15 protein-coding genes are annotated in these 17,470 nt (G+C 66.5%); 6 read left to right on the top strand and 9 right to left on the bottom strand.

Annotated features, from left to right (window positions below):
- Positions 1-33: 33 nt before the first annotated feature.
- Together PSEWESI4_RS20930 and PSEWESI4_RS20925 are read right to left on the bottom strand one after the other, a co-directional pair.
- Positions 34-1,086: a Gfo/Idh/MocA family protein gene (locus PSEWESI4_RS20930; protein WP_187673163.1), complete on the bottom strand. Its 1,053-nt coding sequence runs from the start codon at positions 1,084-1,086 to the stop codon at positions 34-36.
- Positions 1,087-1,479: 393 nt separating this feature from the next.
- Positions 1,480-2,256 carry an IclR family transcriptional regulator gene (locus tag PSEWESI4_RS20925; protein ID WP_187673162.1) on the bottom strand — a complete coding sequence of 259 codons (777 nt, stop codon included), beginning with the start codon at positions 2,254-2,256 and terminating at the stop codon, positions 1,480-1,482.
- Between the two features lie 272 nt (positions 2,257-2,528).
- On the opposite strand from PSEWESI4_RS20925, the gene PSEWESI4_RS20920 reads away from it, so the two are divergent.
- Both PSEWESI4_RS20920 and PSEWESI4_RS20915 read left to right on the top strand, forming a co-directional pair.
- Positions 2,529-3,800 carry an OprD family porin gene (locus PSEWESI4_RS20920; RefSeq protein ID WP_187673161.1) on the top strand — a complete coding sequence of 424 codons (1,272 nt, stop codon included), beginning with the start codon at positions 2,529-2,531 and terminating at the stop codon, positions 3,798-3,800.
- A 531-nt stretch (positions 3,801-4,331) separates the two neighbouring features.
- The gene (locus PSEWESI4_RS20915) at positions 4,332-6,044 is read left to right on the top strand and encodes an FAD-dependent oxidoreductase (RefSeq protein WP_187673160.1); all 1,713 of its coding nucleotides are present in this window, start codon (positions 4,332-4,334) and stop codon (positions 6,042-6,044) included.
- An 88-nt stretch (positions 6,045-6,132) separates the two neighbouring features.
- On the opposite strand, the gene pcaC is transcribed toward PSEWESI4_RS20915, so the two are convergent.
- The 6 genes from pcaC to PSEWESI4_RS20885 form a co-directional block, all read right to left on the bottom strand.
- Entirely contained in the window at positions 6,133-6,534 is a 402-nt protein-coding gene (gene pcaC / locus PSEWESI4_RS20910; protein WP_187673159.1) for a 4-carboxymuconolactone decarboxylase, read from the bottom strand.
- An 85-nt stretch (positions 6,535-6,619) separates the two neighbouring features.
- Positions 6,620-7,408 carry a 3-oxoadipate enol-lactonase gene (gene pcaD / locus PSEWESI4_RS20905; protein WP_187673158.1) on the bottom strand — a complete coding sequence of 263 codons (789 nt, stop codon included), beginning with the start codon at positions 7,406-7,408 and terminating at the stop codon, positions 6,620-6,622.
- A 9-nt stretch (positions 7,409-7,417) separates the two neighbouring features.
- Positions 7,418-8,779 (bottom strand): 3-carboxy-cis,cis-muconate cycloisomerase, encoded by a 1,362-nt coding sequence (locus tag PSEWESI4_RS20900; RefSeq protein ID WP_187673157.1) that lies wholly within the window; start codon positions 8,777-8,779, stop codon positions 7,418-7,420.
- Between the two features lie 253 nt (positions 8,780-9,032).
- Positions 9,033-10,238 (bottom strand): 3-oxoadipyl-CoA thiolase, encoded by a 1,206-nt coding sequence (pcaF, locus tag PSEWESI4_RS20895; protein WP_187673156.1) that lies wholly within the window; start codon positions 10,236-10,238, stop codon positions 9,033-9,035.
- A complete protein-coding gene (locus tag PSEWESI4_RS20890; RefSeq protein ID WP_187673155.1) occupies positions 10,235-11,017 on the bottom strand; it encodes a CoA-transferase subunit beta in 783 nt (260 codons plus the stop codon). The genes pcaF and PSEWESI4_RS20890 overlap by 4 nt, the downstream gene beginning before the upstream one ends.
- Positions 11,017-11,865, bottom strand: coding sequence for a CoA transferase subunit A (locus tag PSEWESI4_RS20885; RefSeq protein WP_187673154.1), 849 nt, complete (start codon positions 11,863-11,865; stop codon positions 11,017-11,019). The genes PSEWESI4_RS20890 and PSEWESI4_RS20885 overlap by 1 nt, the downstream gene beginning before the upstream one ends.
- 349 nt (positions 11,866-12,214) lie before the next feature.
- On the opposite strand from PSEWESI4_RS20885, the gene PSEWESI4_RS20880 reads away from it, so the two are divergent.
- Positions 12,215-12,481 carry a DUF2790 domain-containing protein gene (locus PSEWESI4_RS20880; RefSeq protein WP_187673153.1) on the top strand — a complete coding sequence of 89 codons (267 nt, stop codon included), beginning with the start codon at positions 12,215-12,217 and terminating at the stop codon, positions 12,479-12,481.
- A gap of 149 nt (positions 12,482-12,630) precedes the next feature.
- Here the strand turns inward: PSEWESI4_RS20880 and PSEWESI4_RS20875 are convergent, their stop codons facing one another.
- Positions 12,631-13,641 (bottom strand): AraC family transcriptional regulator, encoded by a 1,011-nt coding sequence (locus tag PSEWESI4_RS20875; protein WP_187673152.1) that lies wholly within the window; start codon positions 13,639-13,641, stop codon positions 12,631-12,633.
- A gap of 368 nt (positions 13,642-14,009) precedes the next feature.
- Here PSEWESI4_RS20875 and antA point away from each other — a divergent pair, with 368 nt between their 5' ends.
- The 3 genes from antA to antC are packed head-to-tail and all read left to right on the top strand — an operon-like array spanning position 14,010 to position 16,937.
- Positions 14,010-15,404, top strand: coding sequence for an anthranilate 1,2-dioxygenase large subunit (antA, locus tag PSEWESI4_RS20870; RefSeq protein WP_187673151.1), 1,395 nt, complete (start codon positions 14,010-14,012; stop codon positions 15,402-15,404).
- On the top strand, positions 15,401-15,892 hold the full coding sequence (gene antB, locus PSEWESI4_RS20865) for an anthranilate 1,2-dioxygenase small subunit (RefSeq protein WP_187673150.1): 492 nt from the start codon (positions 15,401-15,403) through the stop codon (positions 15,890-15,892). The genes antA and antB overlap by 4 nt, the downstream gene beginning before the upstream one ends.
- A gap of 19 nt (positions 15,893-15,911) precedes the next feature.
- Complete coding sequence (gene antC / locus PSEWESI4_RS20860; protein ID WP_187673149.1) at positions 15,912-16,937, top strand: anthranilate 1,2-dioxygenase electron transfer component AntC; 1,026 nt, start codon at positions 15,912-15,914, stop codon at positions 16,935-16,937.
- The last annotated feature ends 533 nt before the right edge of the window (positions 16,938-17,470 follow it).

The following is a 17,470-nucleotide window of genomic DNA, read 5'->3' as shown; positions in this document are numbered from 1 at the left end:
GCGGGGACCCAATAACTCGGCCATGGGCCGCTCCTACGGGATCTGTGCCGGCGCGCAGGCGCGGCCGCTCTCCGCCGCCTGGCGGATCGCCTCGACCAGCGCCAGGGTGCGTCCGGCATCGGCGGCGGACACCAGCGGCTCGGCTTCGCCGCGAGCGACCGCGACGAAGTGCTCCAGTTGCCGGCGCAACGCCTGGTCGGCGGTGAAAGGTTCCTCGCTGCCCAGCAGCGGCTGGTGCCAGCCCGCGCCCGGCTCGGCGTAGTGCCAGCGCTTGAGCTGCGGAACGCTCAGCGCGCCCCGGGTGCCAGCGAACAGGTAGCACGGCTGGTCGGCCTGACGCGGGTAGAGCGGGCTCTCGCCGGAATCCAGCTCCCAGCTCCAGGGCGCGGCCACCGCGTCGGAACCGGTGAGGCTGCCCAGCGCGCCGTTGTCGAACCGCAGCAGCACCGCCGCGCTGTCCTCGTTGGCGAAGCCGCGCACACCGTTGCTGGTGAACGCCTGCACCTGGCGTACCTCGCCGCACAGGTGGCGCAGCAGGTCGAGGTCGTGGATCAGGTTGGTCAGCAGAAAGCCCGCGCCCGGCTCGCGGCGCCAAGGGACGCCGAAGTAGCTATCCGGCTTCTGCAATTGCCACAGCGCGGTAACGTTGATCAGCCGGCCGAGCGCGCCGCCGGCGATCACCTCGCGGGCCTTGGCGATCAGCGGGTTGTGCCGGCGGTGGTGGCCGACCAGCACCGGCACGCCACGGCTGCGCGAGACCTCGACCAGCGCGAGCACTTCCTCCAGATGCACGCCGACCGGTTTCTCCAGCAGCACCGGCACGCCAGCCTCGATGCAGTCGAGTGCGGTGCTCACGTGCAGGTTGTTGGGGTTGGCGACGATCACCGCCTGCGGTTGCACGCTTTCCAGCATCCGCCGGTGATCGGCGAAGTACGGCACCCCGCACTCGGCGGCGAACCCGGCGGCCTGTGGACCGGGGTCGGCCACCGCGCAGAGTTGCGCGCTCGGTACGTCGAGCAGGTGCTGGCAATGCTGGCGGCCCATGATGCCGGCGCCGATCAGGGCGATGCGAAGGGGCGAGTTCAAGCGGCGGTCCTCTCTTGTGGTTGTTCTGCGAACAATCCGGAAACCCGGTTCCGGAATTAACCTTTCGGTTAATTTAGAACCTGGTTCCATTTTCCATCAAGCAAGGAGCGAGCGAGTCTGTGCGATTACCGCGCGGGAATGAGCAGGATATGTGCAGGGGCCTGGAAACTGTCACCAATTCCGCCCCTCACCCCAGCCCTGGCTACGCGCCCCGCTCCGAAGGGAGAGGGAGCAGATCGGCGTAGCAGGAAAGCACGAAGCTCGATGGCTCGCACGGATACTCCCCTCTCCCCCTGGGAGAGGGGCCGGGGGTGAGGGGCCGAAGTCTCGTACAAGGCATGGCTTAGCTGGAGACACTCCTAGCCCCTGCCCGATCTCCAGCAAACTGCCCAGTCATGCGAACAGCTCCGACGCCGGGCTGGCGGCCGAGAGCTCGGCGGCGGCGGCCAGCAGTATCGGCGCCAGTTCGTGGATGCGCGCCTCGGGCAGGCGCGCGGTGGGGCCGGCGATGCTCAGCACGCCGATAACGCGGCCGTCGAGCGGGTGGCGTACCACCGCCGCCAGCGCCGACATGCCCAGCGCCGAGCTTTCCACCACCCAGGCGTAGCCATGCTCACGGGCCAAGCGCAGGCGTTCGAGCAGTTCGATGTTGTCGCGCGGTGCATTGGGGCCGAACTGCGCCGGGTCGGCGATTCCTTGCCGCTCGACCAGCGCCAGGGCCTCGGCATCGCTCATGCTGGACAGCCAGGCATGCCCGGAAGCGGTGTAGAACAGCGGCGCATCGCGGCCCATGTCGGGGTCGTAGCGCAGCCCGGAGCGAGCGCCCTGGGACTTGGCGATCCAGGTCTGGCGGTCGCCGTCGATCACCCCGAGGCGCACCAGTTCGCCGCTCTCCCCGGCCAGGCGGTCGAGGATCGGCTGGACGACATCGGCGCCGCTGCTGGAGAGATAGCGGAAGCCCACGGCGACCAGCCTGGTGGACAGTTGGTAGCGGCTGTTCTCCGGGTTCTGCCGCACGTAACCGAGGCGGATCAGTTCCGCGAGCATGCGGTGGGTGGCGCTCTTGGGAATCCGCAGGTCATCGGCGAGGCTCTGCATCGGCAGCCCGCGCGGCTCGCAGGCAAGCCTTTCCAGAAGGCTGAAGGCTCGTTCGATCTGGCTACCGGCCATGGGTAGTGGGTCCCTGTTGGAGTTTCGGCGGATTCTAAAGACATCGCGGCAGGCAGGAAACACGGCGCCCCTGCCAGCCTGGATGCCGTTCGGATAAAATGTTCTAACCAGTTAATTACCGTTCGATATTCGCACAATACGTCGATTATCGGATTGAAGCGCCACCCGCCAGCTCGCACTATCGAGCCACGCCACGAAGCGATCGGTCCCGCTGCCCGCAGTCCCGCTTCGGCTACCACCCTCGACGAATAAATATAAAAAGGTCCACCGAAATGCTTCAGCCCGCATCGCTGTTCGCCCCTCGTTTCCTGTCCGCCAGCCTTGCCATGGCGATCGCCGCCATCGCCCTGCCCGCGTCGGCCGATGGCGGTTTCGTCGAAGACGCCAAGGCCGGCCTGAACCTGCGCAACTTCTACTTCCACCGCAACTACGTCGACGAGAGCGGCCAGGGCAAGGCCCAGGAATGGACGCAGAGCTTCATCCTCGACGCACGTTCCGGCTTCACCCAGGGCACCGTCGGCTTCGGCGTGGACGTGCTCGGCCTGTGGTCGGCCAAGCTCGACGGCGGTCGCGGCACCCGTGGCACCCAGTTGCTGCCGGTGCACGACGACGGCCGCCCCGCCGACGATTTCGGCCGGCTCGGCGTGGCGCTGAAATCGAAGATTTCCAACACCGAGCTGAAGGTCGGCGAATGGGCGGCGGTGCTGCCGATCCTGCGCTCGGACGATGGCCGCTCGCTGCCGCAGACCTTCCGTGGCGGCCAGGTCACCTCGAAGGAAATCGCAGGCCTGACCCTCTACGCCGGCCAGTTCCGCGCCAACAGCCCGCGCAACGACGCGAGCATGGACGACATGTCGCTGTTCGGCGACAAGTCCGGCGCCACCTCGGACCGCTTCAACTTCGGCGGCGCGGAATATGCCTTCAACGACAACCGCACCCTGGTCGGCGCCTGGTACGCCCAGCTCGAGGACATCTACAACCAGCGCTACTTCAACCTGGTGCACAACCAGCCGGTCGGCATCTGGACCCTGGGCGCCAACCTCGGCTACTTCCTCGGCGACGACGACGGCAGCGCCAAGGCCGGCGCGCTGGACAACAAGACCTGGTCGGGGCTGTTCTCCGCCCGGCTCGGCAACCAGACCTTCTATCTCGGCCTGCAGAAGGTCGATGGCGACAGCGCCTGGATGCGCGTCAACGGCGCCAGCGGAGGCACCCTGGCCAACGACAGCTACAACTCCAGCTTCGAAAACGCCAAGGAGCGCTCCTGGCAACTGCGCTACGACTACAACTTCGTCGGCTGGGGGATCCCCGGCCTGACCCTGATGACCCGCTACATCAGCGGCGACAACGCGCACATCGTCAGCGTCACCGACGACGGCAAGGAATGGGGCCGCGAATCCGAACTGGCCTACACGGTCCAGAGCGGCAGCCTCAAGAACCTCAACGTCAAATGGCGCAACTCGACCATGCGCCGCGACTGGGGCAACACCAACAGCTTCGACGAGAACCGCCTGATCATCAGCTATCCGTTCTCGTTGCTGTAACCGTTTCGCGCTCGCTCGATGCCCCTTGCCCGCCCTGATACGGCGGGCTTCTTTATATGGGAAGGGCTGTCTTTTCTGGGTTCCCGCGTTCGCGGGAATGACGGGGAAGCATGTTCGCAGAAGGGGTTGAGGAACGTAGTGATCGAATAGATAAGGACTGGAGGGCATCAATGGCGGGTAGTCCTGGTTCCAGTCAGGCCACGTCTTGCAGCGACACTTCCGTCCCTCACCCCCGGCCCCTCTCCCGAAGGAAGAGGGGAGTCCGTGCGTGCCATCGAGCTCCGTGCTTTCCCGTCACACCATTCCGCCCCTCTCCCTTCGGAGCGGGGCGCGTAGCCAGGGTTGGGGTGAGGGGCGGAATCGATGACACCGCCCAGACATCCCCCCTCCCCCCCACAAACAAACCATTCTCCCGTGCGGTTACCGACCGCTTCACGCTCCCATGCCTTGGGCCGAACCAGACACACACATAAAATATGGAACCAAGTTCCACAAATCACGAATAGCACCACTGCCCGAGGAAACAACCCGATGTCCGTCGAATCCCACAAGGCCGAATGCGATGTGCTGGTGATCGGCTCCGGCGCCGCCGGCCTGGCCGCGGCCGTCACCGCCGCCTGGCATGGCCAGAATGTCATGCTGGTGGAAAAGGAGCCGGTGTTCGGCGGCGCCACCGCCTGGTCCGGAGGCTGGGCCTGGGTGCCGCGCAATCCGCTGGCGCGGCGGGCCGGTATCGTCGAGGACATCGAGCAACCACGCACCTACCTGCGCAACGAACTGGGCGCGAACTACGATGCCGGGCGGGTCGACGCCTTCCTGGAGAACGCTCCGAACATGGTGGCCTTCTTCGAGAAGCACACTGCCCTGCAATTCGCCGACGGCAACGCCATTCCCGACATGCACGGCGACACCCCTGGCGCGGCCACCGGCGGCCATCAGGTGATCGCCGCGCCCTACGACGCCCGCGAGGTCGGCGGCCTGCTGCCACGCCTGCGCAAGACCATGCGCGAGACGTCGTTCATGGGCATGCCGATCATGGCCGGCGCCGACCTCGCCGCCTTCCTGGCCATGACCCGCTCGCCGCGCGCGTTCCTGTATGTCGCCAAGCGCTTTCTCACCCACCTCTACCACCTGGCCCGCTACGGCCGCGCCATGCATCTGGTCAACGGCGTGGCCTTGGTGGCGCGGCTGGCCAGGTCCGCCGAGGACCTGGGCGTGCGCCTGATGGAGTCGGCGCCGGCCAAGCGGCTGATCGTCGAGGACGGCCAGGTGCGCGGCGCGGTGGTCGGCACAGCCCACGGCGAGCTGAACATTCGCGCCAAGGCGGTGGTGCTGGCCGCCGGCGGCTTCCCCAACGATTTCGAGCGACGCAAGCGACTGTTCCCACGCGATGCGAGCGGCCACGACAACCTGGCCCTGCCGCCGCTGGCCTGTTCCGGCGACGGCCTGCGCCTGGGCGAATCGGCCGGCGGACAGGTGGCTACCGACCTGAAGTCGCCGGTGGCCTGGGCGCCGGTGTCCAGGGTGCCCTACCGCGACGGCAGCTTCGGCCATTTCCCGCACATCATCGAGCGAGGCAAGCCGGGGATCATCGGCGTGCTGGCCAACGGCAAGCGCTTCGTCAACGAGGCCCATGGTTACTACGACTATGTCTCGGCGATGATCGAGGCGGTGCCGGAAGGCCAGGAGGTCTGCTCCTGGCTGATCTGCGACCACCATTTCCAGCGCCGCTACGGCCTCGGTTTCGCCCGGCCGGCGCCGCTGCCGGTATGGCCGCACGTGCGCAACGGCTACCTGAAGCGCGGCCGGACCATCGAGCAACTGGCCATCACCTGCGGTATCGATCCGGTGGGGCTGGCCAATACCGTGGCCAAGTTCAACCTGCATGCGCGCAAGGGCGAAGACCCCGCGTTCGGGCGCGGCTCCATGCCGTTCAACCGCAAGGCCGGCGACCCTCTGCACAAGGGACCGAACCCCTGCGTCGCGCCCATCGAGCACGGCCCGTTCTATGCGGTGAAGGTCCAGCCCGGTTGCTTCGGCACCTTCGCCGGCCTGAAGACCGACGGCCACGCCCGCGTGCTCGATGGCGACGGCCAGCCGATCCCCGGCCTCTACGCGGCCGGCACCGACATGGCCAGTGTGATGGGCGGCTGGTATCCGTCCGGCGGCATCAACCTCGGCCCGGCGCTGACCTTCGGCTACGTCGCCGGCCGGCATATCGCCGGTGCCACGGAATACGAATAATCGATACCGCTTTCGTAGGGTGCGCCGTGCGCACCGGGAAGCCCGCGCTGCCGGTCTCTCCGATACGCGCGGCGCACCCTACAAGCGCTCAGGCTTCCTGCTGCAACGACTCGACGCCCAGCTCGTCCCACACTTCCTCGGCGAGGTGGAAGGTGGCGTTAGCCGCCGGGATGCCGCAATAGATCGCGCTCTGCATCAGCACTTCCTTGATCTCGTCGCGGGTCACGCCGTTGTTCTTCGCCGCGCGCAGGTGCAGCTTCAGCTCGCCTTCGCGGTTCATGCCGATGAGCATGGCGATGGTGATCAGGCTGCGGGTATGGCGAGGCAGGCCCGGACGGGTCCAGATGTCGCCCCAGGCATGACGGGTGATCATTTCCTGGAATTCTTCGTTGAACGGCGTGAGCTTCGCCAGGCTGCGATCGACATGGGCATCGCCGAGCACCGCGCGGCGCACCTGCATGCCGGCTTCGTAGCGTTGTTTCTCGTCCATTTTCAACTCCAAGGTACGGCTGTAGGAGCCAGCTTGCTGGCGATGCCTTGGCGGATCGCCAGCAAGCTGGCTCCCACAAGGAAGATCAGGCGGTCAGGAAGTCCAGCACGCGGCGGGTGAACAGTTCGCCGGCCTCGACGTTGGACAGGTGCGCGGCGTGGAACTCGGCCAGCTCGGCGCCGCGAATGTGCGCCTGCATGAAGCGGCCATGCTCGGTGGTGGTCACCGGGTCGGAGTCGCCGCAGACGATCAGGGTCGGCGCCTCGATGGCGCCGAGCTGTTCGCGGAAATCGGCATCACGTACCGCCCCGCAGCTCGCCGCGTAGCCTTCGGGCGAAGTCTGCGCGAGCATGCCGACGATGGGCTCGACCTTGGCCGGCTGGGCGGCGGCGAACCCGGCGGTGAACCAGCGCGAGATGGACGCGTCGCGCAGGTCGCGCATGGCCTGGGCGCCGCCGGCCAGCACGGTTTCGATGCGCGGGTTCCAGACCTCCGGGCTGCCGATCTTCGCGGCGGTGTTGCACAGCACCAGCCTGCCCAGCCGCGCGCCGGCATGGATGCCCAGCCACTGGCCGATCAGGCCGCCCATGGACAGCCCGCAGAAATGCGCCTTCTCGATGTCCAGGGCATCCAGCAGGGCCAGCACGTCGCGACCGAGCTGGTCGATGCTGTAGGGGCCGGGGCTGACCAACGAAGCACCATGGCCACGGGTGTCGTAGCGCAGTACGCAGAAATGCTCGGCGAAGGCCGGGATCTGCTCGTCCCACATGTACAGGTCGGTGCCCAGGGAGTTGGACAGCACCAGTACCGGCGCGTCTTCCCGGCCATCGACCCGGTAGTTCAGTTCGCCATCGGCGAGTTTTACGGCAGGCATGCGAATCTCCTAACGCGAAAGTGCGTGATGTTCGGCCAGCGCGCGCGCGACCCAGCGGCGCGCCTGGCCCAGGTAATGGGCGGGGTCGAGCAGGCGATCGAGCTCGACGGCGGACAGTTCGGCGGCGGCCTCGGCATTGGCGCCGAGCACGGCGCGCAGGTGAACGCCCTCCTTCACCGCCTGCTTGCAGCACTGCTCGACCAGATGGTGGGCGGCGTCGCGGCCGATGCGCTGGGCCAGGGCGATGCTCACCGCCTCGGCGAGCACTAGGCCACGGGTCAGGTCGAGGTTGGCGCGCATCCGCTCGGCGTCCACCTCCAGCCCCGGCACCAGCAGCAGTGCCTGTTGCAAGGCACCGGACACCAGGCAGCAGAGCTCCGGCAGGGTTTCCCATTCGGCGTGCCAGAGTCCCAGGCTGCGCTCGTGCTCCTGCGGCATGGCGGCGAGCATGGTCGCCACCAGTCCCGGCGCGCGGGTCGCGGCGCCGATCAGCACGGCGGCGCCGACCGGATTGCGCTTGTGCGGCATGGTCGAGGAGCCGCCCTTGCCCGGCGCGGCGGGTTCGAAGACCTCGCCTGCCTCGGTCTGCATCAGCAGGCTGAGGTCGCGACCAAGCTTGCCGAGGCTGCCGGCGATCATCCCCAGCAGGCTGGCGAACTCCACCAGGCGGTCGCGCTGGGTATGCCAGGGCTGCTCCGGCAGGTTCAGCCCGAGTTCGCCGGCCAGTGCCTCGGCCACCGGCCAGGCCTGTTCGCCGAGCGCGGCAAGGCTGCCGGAGGCGCCGCCGAACTGCAGGATCAGCAGGCGCGGCTTGAGTTCGGCAAGCCGTTGCCGGTGACGGGTGATGGCGCCCAACCAGCCGGCGATCTTCATGCCCAGGGTCACCGGGGTGGCGTGTTGCAGCCAGGTACGCCCGGCCAGCGGCACGTCGGCATGGCGCTCGGCCTGGTCGGCCAGTTGCCCGGCCAGGGTCGCCAGGTCGCTTTCCAGCAGTTCGACGGCGGCGCGCAGTTGCAGCACCAGGCCGCTGTCCATGGCGTCCTGGCTGGTAGCGCCGAGATGGACGTAACGCTCGGCTTCGGCGCTCTGCGCGGCGACCTGCCTGCCCAGCGCCTTGACCAGCGGGATCGCCGAATTGCCGGCCGTGGCGATGGCCAGCGCGAGCGCGGCGAAGTCGTAGCGTTCGGCGCTACAGGCGGCCTCGATGGGTGCCACGGCGGACGCCGGGATCAGCCCGACGCGCGCCTCGGCGCGGGCCAGCGCGGCCTCGAAATCGAGCATGCCCTGCACACGGCCGGCGTCGGAGAAGATCGCGCGCATGGCCGGTTGGGTGAAGTAGATGTCGAAGAGTTGGTTGCTTGGCGTGTTCAAGCAAGGCTCCGGAAGATGACAGGAATGGTTGGGACAGTATGACGTGTGGAAACGGGAGCGGTATCGACCCGGACAGGCCGCCCTCACCCCAACCCTGGCTGCGCGCCCCGCTCCGGAGGGAGAGGGAGATGATCCCTGCGGCGGGTCATCCCTGTGCGAGGGTCGGGTAGAGCTCAGGCTTCATTGGATTCCCGCGTTCGCGGGAATGACGGTGGCATGGACCACGTCGTTCCCCGCGAGCACGGCCAGGCACTCAGACCCGCTCCACCGCCAGCGCCAGCCCCTGCCCCACGCCCACGCACATGGTCGCCAGGCCGAGCTTGCCGCCGGTCTTTTCCAGGTGGTGGACGGCGGTCAGCACCAGGCGCGCGCCGCTGGCGCCCAGCGGGTGGCCGAGGGCGATGGCGCCGCCGTTGGGATTGACCCGGGCGTCGTCGTCGGCAAGGCCGAGGTCGCGGGTCACCGCCAGGCCCTGGGCGGCGAAGGCTTCGTTGAGCTCGATGACGTCGAAGTCGGTCACCGACAGGTTCAGCCGCTCCAGCAGCTTGCGCACCGCCGGGATCGGGCCGATGCCCATGACCCTCGGGGCAACGCCGGCGCTGGCCATGCCGAGCACCTTGGCGCGCGGCTTGAGGCCGTGCTTCTTCACCGCCTCGGCGGAGGCCAGGATCAGCGCCACCGCGCCGTCGTTGACGCCCGAGGCGTTGCCGGCGGTGACGGTCTTGCCTTCACCGTTGACCGGCTTGAGCTTGGCCAGGGCTTCGGCGGTGGTGTCCGGGCGCAGGTGTTCGTCGCGCTCGACCACGGTGTCGCCCTTCCTGCCCTTGATCGTCACCGGGACGATCTCCTCGGCGAAGAAGCCGGCTTCCTGGGCGGCGGCCGCACGCTGCTGGCTGCGCAGGGAGAAAGCGTCCTGGTCGGCGCGGCTGATGTTGTAGTCGTCGGCCACGTTGTCGGCGGTCTCCGGCATGGCGTCCACGCCGTACTGGGCCTTCATCAGCGGGTTGACGAAGCGCCAGCCGATGGTGGTGTCCTCGATCTTCATGTTGCGCGAGTAAGCGCTGTCGGCCTTGCCCATGACGAAGGGCGCGCGGGACATCGATTCCACGCCGCCGGCGATGGCCAGCTCCATCTCGCCACTGGCGATGGCGCGGAAGGCGGTGCCTACCGCGTCCAGGCCGGAGGCGCACAAACGGTTGAGGGTCACGCCGGGCACCGTTTCCGGCAGGCCGGCGAGCAGCAGGGCCATGCGTGCGACGTTGCGGTTGTCTTCGCCGGCCTGGTTGGCGCAGCCGTAGAACACCTCGTCCAGGGCATCCCACTGGACTTGCGGGTTGCGCTCGATCAGCGCCTTGATCGGCACGGCCGCCAGGTCGTCGGCGCGCACCGGCGCCAGGCCGCCGCCGAAGCGGCCGATGGGTGTGCGCACGGCATCGCAGATATAGACATCGCGGCTCATTCGTCACCCCCTTTCTGGCCGTGGGCGGCGGCGGTGCGCTCTTCCAGGGCGCGCAGGGCGGAAAGTTCGACCTCGGTCGGCGCCACGGTCTCGGCCACCTGGTCGGCGAAGCGGATCGCCCAGCCGGTGTTCTCGATCACCTGCTCGCGGGTCACGCCCGGATGCAGCGAAGTGACGACGAATTCGTGGGTGCCGGCTTCCGGCTCCATGATGCACAGGTCGGTAATGATCGCCACCGGGCCCTTGCCGGGCAGACCGAGCTGCTGGCGGTGGTCGCCGCCCTCGCCGTGGCCGACCGAGGTGATGAAGGCCAGCTTGTCGACGAAGGTGCGGTGCGACTGCTTGAGGATGATCAGCACTTCCTTGGCGGAACCGGCGATCTCCGGCGCGCCGCCGGCGCCGGGCAGGCGCACTTTCGGCTTGTGGTAGTCGCCGATCACGGTGGTGTTGATGTTGCCGAACTTGTCGACCTGGGCGGCGCCGAGGAAGCCGACGTCGATGCGCCCGCCCTGCAGCCAGTAGCGGAAGATCTCGCCGGTGGGCACCACGGTGTCGGCGGTCTCGGCCAGTTCGCCGTCGCCGATGGACAGCGGCAGCACGCTGGGCTTGGCGCCGATGGGGCCCGATTCGTAGATCAGCACCACGTCCGGGGACGAGGTCAGGCGCGCCAGGTTGGCGGCCTTGGACGGCAGGCCGATGCCGACGAAGCAGACCGCGCCGTTGTTCAGGCGGCGGGCGGCGGCCACGGTCATCATTTCATTGGTGGAGTAGGCGCTCATTATCTGGCCTCCGCGATTTTTTTCTGGAATGCGGCGAAGTCGGCGGTGCCACGGATGTATTCATCGATCCAGGCGGTGAAGGTCTCGCGGTCGCGGGCGATCGGGTCCCAGGCCTGGTAGAAGCGGTTGTCGCGCTCGTAGTAGCCGTGGGCGTAGGACGGATGGGCGCCACCGGGCACGTGGCAGACGGCGGACAGGGCCCAGGTCGGCAGTACGCAGGCGTTCATCGGCGCGTTCAGGTCGTCGACGATTTCCTCGACGGTGACGATGCAGCGCTTGGCCGCCAGCGCGGCTTCCTTCTGCACGCCGAGGATGCCCCACAGCAGCACGTTGCCCTTGCGGTCGGCCTTCTGCGCGTGGATCACGGTGACGTCCGGGCGCACCGAAGGCACGGCGGCAAGCTTCTCGCCGGTGAACGGGCATTCGACGGACTTGATCAGCGGGTTGACCTTCGGCAGGTCCGAGCCGGCGTAGGCGCGCAGCACTGCGAACGGCAGGCCGGAGGCGCCGGCCACGTAGGCGTTGGCCAGGTCGGCGTGGCTGTGCTCTTCGATTTCCAGGCCGTGCGGCCACTCCTTCTCCACCGCGTCGCGCAGTCGGTGCAGCGAACCGACGCCGGGGTTGCCGCCCCAGGAGAAGATCAGCTTCTTCGCGCAGCCGGCGCCGATCAGCAGGTCGTAGACCAGGTCGGGAGTCATGCGCACCAGGGTCAGGTCTTTCTTGCCCTGGCGGATCAGCTCGTGGGAGGCCGCGGTGGGAATCAGATGGGTGAAGCCCTCGAGGGCGACGGTGTCGCCGTCGTGGATGAAGCGTTCGACGGCTTCGCGGAGAGTCAGGAGTTCAGCCATGGTGGTTCTCGTGTTGTTGTCCGGGGCGCGCGGGCGCCGTTGGACCAACCTTAATGAGCGGGAACAGGGCAAACAATCCGATAATCGACTATCCGTGCGTTTATCGAACATTAATAGGCGATCAGTAATGACTCGTTACCGGCAGGTCCCGGAGCAGGTGCCGTGGAACGTGCAGTAACGCCGCGAACGACCTTTACTGAAGGCTGGGGAAAAAGGACACGATCAGTGACCGTATGTCCAGCCCGGATTATTACGAACCAAGCAATGGTGAATAACCCAAGCACCTCTTTATTGCTGAATATGGGGGAATAAAATTCCACTCCAGATATCACCAAAGAGGAACGGGAAAATGATCAACAAACTGGCCTGCCTATCCATCGCACTGCTCGCTTCGTCCGCCGCCATGGCGGCGAGCGGCGAATCCAGCGACCCCGCCAGTGAACTTCCGGTCACCCAGTACGAGTACGGAATGGAACTGGATATCCAGAAAGTCATCTCCGTGACGCCGAAGCCGGATACCTGCGATGTGGTCCCCGCGACCATGATCTACGTCGACAGCCACGGCGACACCCAGCGGCTCGACTACCGCGCGATGGGCAACTGCCTGGGCGGCTGAGCGCCATTCCCGCTGGCGCTCGGATAGCCAGCAATGTCCCCCGTTTCCAGGCGCCGGATGGGTGGGCAGGCCCGGGTCGGATCGCGATCCGCGGCAGGAACGGGAGCGCCGAGGCCGCTCCCACGAAGGCTTCTTTCCCAGGAGGCCGATCAGGACGCCCGGTTGCGGCGCGCTTCGAGGCGCTGCAAGGTCGCACTCGGCGTTTCGTCGAACAACTTGCGATACTCGCTGGCGAAGCGGCCGAGATGGGTGAAGCCCCAGCCCATGGCGATCTCGGAGATGTTGCGGGCCGCGCGGTCCTCGAGAATTTCCTGGCGAACCGCCGCCAGGCGGTAGCTCTTCAGGTAGGCCATGGGCGACATGACGAAGTACTTCCTGAAACCGTCGAACAGCTTGAAGCGCGACACCCCGGCGGCCTGCTCGATGTCTTCCAGGCACAGTGCTTCGCGGGCGTTGGCGTGGATGTATTCCTTGGCCCGCACCAGGTAATGGGGCAGCTTGACCCCGAGGCTCTGGCGCAACTCCTCGGAATAGTTGTTCGGCTGGGCGAGGATCAGCCCCTTGATCAGGGTCCGCTCCAGGTCACGGCTGAAGAACAGCTCGCCGTACAGTTCGCTGCGCTCCATTTCATCGATGAAATGCCGCACCGTGCGCCACCAGGACGCGGCGGCGCCGTTCACCGCGTCCATCTCGGGCACGAAGCGCAAGGGCTTGTCCACCGCGCGCTGCAGCATGTCCTCGAGCGTCCTGCGCATCGCCTCGCGGCTGATCACCACCTGCAACTTGCGGCAGTCGCCGGCGATGTCCAGCGACTGGACCTCGTTGGGCGAGACGATCACACCACGGTCGCGGTCGGAACGCAGCCGCGTCCCGGCCACGCGCAACTCCTGCTCGCCGCATAGCGGGAGGCTGAGGCTGTAGCTATTGAAGCTGTCGGTATCGACCACCCCGACGGTCACGTCGGTGCCGTACTCGATGCAGCCCAGCACGGTGGACATCGACTTGAGGACGTTGCCGCTATGGCGGAACTGGATGAGGCTCGGCCGGCCGGCGTCGAGCTGGTGGGGCCCACAGATGTTGGACATCCAGGAGCAGGCCCCGCGCAGATCGGAGTGATCGGCGTGGATATCGCGAAAGGGAACGATCGATTTCGTCTTCATCGGGCGGCACTCGGCAAGGCTCGTTCGGGGCGCTCTGGTGGCGCTTTGCAAGTGATGGGGCAAGATCCATACCGGGCCGGGAATGATGCCTTCAATCCCGAACTATCTGGATAGCCTTCGTAGATTTTCCGGATAAACGGGTCTTCTCCCCGCCCTCCCCCGGCCATCCGCCGAGGGCGCGCGGCCCCGAAAGCGTGCGGCCGTGCCTCGCCACTGGGCGCTTTCTACACAGCCCTGTTACCTCTCCAACAGCGGATGCATCCGGCAAATTTACGGACTGCCTTCGCCAACTAAGCGGATAGACCACGATACGCGCCGCTCCATTAAATGAGCCTACCGATTCGCCCCGATGTGGAAGGTACAAGCTCATGAACAGAACAACGAAAAGCCTCGATCAGTGGAAAGAGTACGTCAGCGGTTGCCTGGACTTCCGTCCGCAGGAAGGTGTGTACCGCATCGCCCGGGACATGTTCACCGAGCCGGAACTCTTCGACCTGGAGATGGAGCTGATCTTCGAGAAACAGTGGATCTATGCCTGCCATGAGAGCGAGATCCCCAACCCGAACGACTTCATGACCATGCGCGCCGGCCGCCAGCCGATGATCATCACCCGCGACGGCAACGGCCAGTTGCACGCCCTGGTCAACGCCTGCCAGCACCGTGGCGCCACCCTGACCCGCGTTGGCAAGGGCAACCAGTCCACCTTCACCTGCCCGTTCCACGCCTGGTGCTACAAGAGCGACGGCCGCCTGGTGAAGGTCAAGGCGCCGGGCGAGTACCCGGAAGGTTTCGACAAGGCCACCCGTGGCCTGAAGAAGGCGCGCATCGAGAGCTACAAGGGCTTCGTCTTCATCAGCCTGGACGTCAGCGCGACCGACAGCCTGGAGGAGTTCCTCGGCGACGCCAGGGTGTTCTTCGACATGATGGTCGCCCAGTCGCCCACCGGCGAACTGGAAGTGCTGCCCGGCAAGTCCACCTACAGCTACGACGGCAACTGGAAGCTGCAGAACGAGAACGGCCTGGACGGCTATCACGTCAGCACCGTGCACTACAACTACGTGGCCACCGTGCAGCACCGCCAGCAGGTCAACGCCGAGAAAGGCGCCGCCAGCGGCACCCTGGACTACAGCAAGCTCGGCGCCGGCGACGCGCAGACCGACGACGGCTGGTTCTCCTTCCACAACGGCCACAGCGTGCTGTTCAGCGACATGCCCAACCCGAGCGTGCGCCCCGGCTACGCCAGCGTCATGCCGCGCCTGGTGGACGAGCACGGCCAGGCGAAGGCCGAGTGGATGATGCATCGCCTGCGCAACCTGAACATCTACCCCAGCCTGTTCTTCATGGACCAGATCAGCTCGCAACTGCGCATCGTGCGCCCGGTGGCCTGGAACAAGACCGAGATCGTCAGCCAGTGCATCGGTGTCAAGGGCGAGTCGGACCAGGACCGCGAGAACCGCATCCGCCAGTTCGAGGACTTCTTCAACGTCTCCGGCATGGGCACCCCGGACGACCTGGTGGAATTCCGCGAACAGCAGCGTGGCTTCCAGGGCCGCCTGGAGCGCTGGAGCGACATTTCGCGCGGCTACCAGCGCTGGGTCACCGGCGCCACGCCGAACAGCCAGACCCTCGGCATCGCCCCGGTGATGACCGGCATCGAGATCACCCATGAAGGCCTGTACGTGAACCAGCACGCCAACTGGCAGCGCTTCCTGCTCGAAGGCCTGGAGCGCAAGGCCCTGAAACCGCAGGAGGTGCAGGCATGAATCCGCAACTGCAATACCGCATCGAACAGTTCCTCTACCGCAAGGCCGAGCTGTGCGACGCCCAGGACTGGGACGCCTACCTCGACCTGTTCGACGAGAATTGCGAATTCCACCTGCCGCAGTGGGACTCCGAGCACACCTACACCACCGACCCCAAGCGCGGCATGTCGCTGATCTACTATGCCAACCGCTCGGGACTGGAAGACCGCGTGTTCCGCATCCGCACCGGCAAGGCCGCCTCGACCATCCCGATGCCGCGCACCCTGCACCAGATCGACAACGTGCGCATCGCCGAGCGGGCGGGCGGCGAACTGGAGGTGCGGGCCAACTGGCACACCCTCTACCACCGCCTGGGCAGCGCCGAGCAGTTCTTCGGCCACGCCACCTACCACCTGCGGGCCGAGGGCGAGAGCTGGAAGATTACCCGCAAGCACGTTCTGCTGCTCAACGACACCATCAACTCGGTGCTGGATTTCTATCACCTGTAACCGCCCGGACGTACGCACCATGAACCACAAGGTCGCCTTCAGTTTTGCCGATGGCAAGACGCTGTTCTTCCCCGTGCAGGGCAACGAAATCCTGCTCGACGCCGCGCTGCGCAACGGCATCAAGATCCCCCTGGACTGCCGCGAAGGCGTCTGCGGCACCTGCATGGGCCGCTGCGAATCCGGCCGCTACGCGATGGACTACGTGGACGAGGAAGCCCTGTCCGCCCAGGACCTGGAGCAGCGCAAGATCCTCACCTGCCAGACTCGCGTGCAGTCCGACGCGTCGTTCTACTTCGACTTCGACTCGTCCCTGTGCAGCGCCGCCGAGCCGGTGCAGGAACGCGGCGTGGTCAGCCACGTCGAGCAGGTCTCGCCGACCACCGCGATCCTCCACCTGGACGCCGGCATCGACGGCCAGCAACTGGACTTCCTGCCAGGCCAGTACGCCCGCCTGCAAGTGCCCGGCACCGATGCCCGGCGCTCCTACTCGTTCGCCAACCGGCCCAACCCGCAGAACAAGTTGCAGTTCCTCATCCGCCTGCTGCCGGACGGGGTGATGAGCAACTACATCCGCGAGCGCTGCAAGGTCGGCGACGAGATCCGCTTCGAGGCTCCGCTGGGCGCCTTCTACCTGCGCCATGTCGAGAAAACGCTGGTGCTGGTGGCCGGCGGGACCGGCCTGTCGGCCTTCCTCGGCATGCTCGACGAGATCGCCGACAACGGCGGCTGCGGCCAGCCGGTGCACCTCTACTACGGCGTGCGCCAGGCGACCGACCTCTGCGAGCTGGAACGCATCGCCGGCTATGCCGAACGCATCCCCGGCTTCCGCTTCACCCCGGTGATCAGCGACGACACCAGTGGCTGGGACGGCAAGCGCGGCTACGTGACCGAGCACTTCGACGCCGCCGCGCTGCGCGAGGCGCCTTTCGACATGTACCTGTGCGGCCCACCGCCGATGGTCGAATCGGTGAGGGTCTGGCTACAGGAACAGGCACTCGACCACGCCCACCTGTATTTCGAGAAGTTCACCGAGAGCAATAGCTGAGGTCCGCTTCCCTCGGGACCAGGCCCGCCCCTTACGGAGCGGGCTTTTTTGTGTTTGCGGGTTTCTCGTGCCTCTGGCATATCCGTTGGGTGCCAGCTAGTGAAGATCATCTCGAAGCGCGTACCTGTTCCGCAGTCCGGCCCCTCACCCCAACCCTCTCCCGGAGGGAGAGGGCGTTGTTCGGCGTTGGGATTGTGCACCATGCTCACCGGCAGCTCGGGGTGCCTCTCTCCCCTGAGAGAGAGGGCTGTTTCGGCGTGGGAATTGTGCACCGAGCTCACCGGCAACTCGATTTGACTCCCTCTCCCTCTGGGAGAGAGAGCTGTTTCGGCGTGGGGGTTGTGCACTGTACCCACCGGCAACTCAGTTTGACTCCCTCTCCCTTCGGGAGAGGGCTGGGGTGAGGGGCGATGTGTCCCCCTGCAAGATATGCCCCGGGTGTCACCCATGTCTCCCGACACCCATTACCTATTCCTCCCTGCAGAACACCCTATGCGAAGCCCTGCTCTACAACTAAAAAAGGCGGATAACGC

Source organism: Zestomonas carbonaria (assembly GCF_904061905.1).
GTDB lineage: Bacteria > Pseudomonadota > Gammaproteobacteria > Pseudomonadales > Pseudomonadaceae > Aquipseudomonas > Aquipseudomonas carbonaria.
This window is presented reverse-complemented; position numbering and strand designations above follow the sequence as displayed.